The 2,612-nt window shown below is 63.4% G+C and carries 3 protein-coding genes and 1 pseudogene; all 4 read right to left on the bottom strand.

The genetic code is table 11. The features are described 5' to 3' along the window. Positions 1 to 234: 234 nt before the first annotated feature. Positions 235 to 1,215, bottom strand: a complete 981-nt coding sequence (cysK, locus tag EOA86_RS30055; protein ID WP_128344951.1) for a cysteine synthase A — start codon at positions 1,213 to 1,215, stop codon at positions 235 to 237. 172 nt (positions 1,216 to 1,387) lie between these two features. After that, positions 1,388 to 2,005 (bottom strand): LysE family translocator, encoded by a 618-nt coding sequence (locus tag EOA86_RS30050; RefSeq protein ID WP_128344949.1) that lies wholly within the window; start codon positions 2,003 to 2,005, stop codon positions 1,388 to 1,390. Positions 2,006 to 2,209: 204 nt separating this feature from the next. Beyond that, on the bottom strand, positions 2,210 to 2,407 hold the full coding sequence (locus tag EOA86_RS30045; protein WP_029347942.1) for a hypothetical protein: 198 nt from the start codon (positions 2,405 to 2,407) through the stop codon (positions 2,210 to 2,212). An 80-nt stretch (positions 2,408 to 2,487) separates the two neighbouring features. Beyond that, positions 2,488 to 2,601: pseudogene (gene hrcA, locus EOA86_RS30040) on the bottom strand (heat-inducible transcriptional repressor HrcA); the annotation flags it as partial. Positions 2,602 to 2,612: the final 11 nt, after the last annotated feature.

Genomic DNA, 2,612 nt, shown 5'->3' with positions numbered 1-2,612 from the left:
TGGCACGGGTATAGAGCTTGTACATGAAATCCTCCGCCAGCCGGTGCAAGGCCGGCGACGATCTGAACCGGAAGCGCCGCTCCACTCAAGCGAGCCACGGCCGCCACAGTTGTTTTTTCAGCGGTCCAGCGCTGCCATCTGGGTCCTCGGCGCACGGCTGGAGCCTGTCGCTCCTTAGGTGGACTAGCGCAACTTTCGAGATTAGCTGAAGCCCACCTACCTCCGTCGAGGGACCTAAGCCCCCAGCCCTTCGAACAGGATTGTCGACAGATAGCGCTCGGCGAAGGACGGGACGACCACCACGAGGTTCTTGCCATTGTTCTCCGGCCGCGAGCCGACGACGATCGCCGCCTGCAGGGCAGCGCCCGACGAGATGCCGACCGGCACGCCTTCGAGGCGCGCGACGAGCCGCGCATTGGCGACCGAATCCTCGTTGGAGACCTTGACGATCTCGTCGTAGATCGTCGTGTCGAGTATCTTCGGCGCGAAGCCGGCGCCGATGCCCTGGATCTTGTGCGGACCGGGCTGGCCGCCCGACAGCACCGGCGAGGCTTCCGGCTCGACGGCGACGACATGCACGGAGGGCTTGCGCTGCTTCAGCACCTGGCCGACGCCGGTGATGGTGCCACCGGTGCCGATGCCGGCCACGAAGATGTCAACCTCGCCATGGGTGTCGTTCCAGATTTCCTCGGCCGTGGTGCGGCGGTGGATCTCCGGGTTGGCCGGATTTTCGAACTGCTGCGGAATAATGGCGTCGGGCAGCGTCGCGGCCAGCTCGTCGGCCTTGGCGATGGCGCCCTTCATGCCTTTCGGCCCTTCGGTTAGCACCAGTTCGGCGCCGAGCAGAGCCAGCATCTTGCGGCGCTCGACCGACATGGTTTCCGGCATCGTCAGGATCAGTTTGTAGCCCTTGGCGGCAGCGGCAAAGGCGAGCGCGATGCCGGTGTTGCCCGAAGTCGGCTCGATCAACGTCGTCCTGCCGGGTGCAATCCTGCCCGATGCCTCCAGCGCCTCGATCATCGAGACGCCGATGCGGTCCTTGACCGAGGCGATCGGGTTGAAGAATTCGAGCTTGGCCAGCAGATTGGCAACGACGCCCTTTTCATTGGCGAATTTGTCGAGCCGTACCAGCGGCGTGTCGCCGATCGTCTCGGTGATCGAATTGTAGATGCGGCCGCGGCCCGGCGCGTGCGCGGTGGTGGCGGGCTTGTTCATTGGTTTCGCTCCCAAGAGTTAGGCGGGCAAGAGTCAGATGGGCATAAGTCTCGACAAGGCAGGATAAAGCCTTCGGCCGCGCAAGATAGTCTGCCGTTTGAAAATATCCGACTGGAACGCATTCTGAAAACACCCTCGCCCAGGAAAAGCATTCAGGCGTGGCCAAAACTGGCTATTGCCGGGCGGCGATCGCAGCCGCCGCCGCGACCATGAAGGCGGCGGCGGTGCGGTTCAGCGCCCTCAGAGCGCGCGGCGACTTCAGAAGCCCGCGCGCCTTGGCCGCCAGCGCCAGATAGGGCACCAGCACCACCAGCAACACGACGAGCGTCAGCGCGACGAGGATGCCGTAGTCGGCGAGCGTAATGGTCTTCAGATCGACGATGGTCGGCGTGATGGCGAGATAGAAGATCATCGTCTTCGGATTGCCGAGCGTGACGGCGAGGCCGGCAATAAAGCTCGACACCAGCCCGCCCCTGCCTTTCTTCGCCGCCACCGTTTCGGGCGCGATGCCGCTCGTCCAAAAGCGCCAGCCCAGGAAAACGAGATAGGCGACGCCAAGCCATTTGATCGCCAGGAAGGCCATGCCGAAGGTCTGCGCGACGAGCGCGAGGCCGAGCACCACGGCGGTGAGGTAGGTGAGATCGCCGAGCATCAGCCCGAAGGACATGGCGAGCGCCGAGCGAAAGCCGGACCCAAGCGCACGCGCAATAAGGGCGGTGAGCCCCGGGCCGGGGATGGCAGCGGCGATGCCGAGGGCCGCGCTATAAGCGAGGAATCCGGTGAGGGTCATGGTTTCGGCCTTAGCGCATGACCCCAAAAAACGGGATCGACCTTTTAGACTGAGCCTTTTAAGACTGGGGCCTTGTCGCACAAAGGTGGGCAGGCGTGTACTCCCTGAGGGACGGTTTCGATTGCACCAGCGCCGCCGGCCAGGCGAACGCGCCGATCAAGACGGGCTTTGCCGTAAGTGACGCGCCGGCATGGTTTTTCGGGCTCAGTTTCCGGCTGCGTAGAAATCGTCGTCGAGGCGCTTTTCCAGCGCGACGAGATCGGCCGGCAGCGGCAGGCCCATGGCGCGCATCTCCCTCAGCTTTTCGCGCAGTTGTTCCTGCACTTCATGCTGATCCTCGGGCTGGTTGATCATCTGCTCGAGCAATAGGCTGATCTGGGCTTTGAATGATTCCAGCGCCATTTTTTTCTCCTTGAGGTCCCCGAAAGCGTGTCGCGTTTGAAGGGATTCGTGCGACGCGCTTTGGTTTTGGGCGACACGTATTACCGCAGCATGCGCGAAATAAGCTGCGCGGTATAGTCGACCATCGGCACGATGCGTGCGTAGTTCAGCCGGGTCGGGCCGATGACGCCGAGCGCGCCGATGACGCGGGCGTCCTATCGCGACA

Source organism: Mesorhizobium sp. M5C.F.Ca.IN.020.32.2.1, assembly GCF_004023105.1.
In the GTDB taxonomy this organism is placed as follows: domain Bacteria; phylum Pseudomonadota; class Alphaproteobacteria; order Rhizobiales; family Rhizobiaceae; genus Mesorhizobium; species Mesorhizobium wenxiniae.
Note: the sequence above shows the minus strand (reverse complement) of the source record. Positions and strands in the feature narration are given on the sequence as shown.

Coding starts and splice junctions, on each gene's coding strand:
- EOA86_RS30045 (WP_029347942.1), bottom strand. CDS start 2,407: ATGGCGCTGGAATCATTCAAAGCCCAGATCAGCCTATTGCTCGAGCAG.
- EOA86_RS30050 (WP_128344949.1), bottom strand. CDS start 2,005: ATGACCCTCACCGGATTCCTCGCTTATAGCGCGGCCCTCGGCATCGCC.
- cysK (WP_128344951.1), bottom strand. CDS start 1,215: ATGAACAAGCCCGCCACCACCGCGCACGCGCCGGGCCGCGGCCGCATC.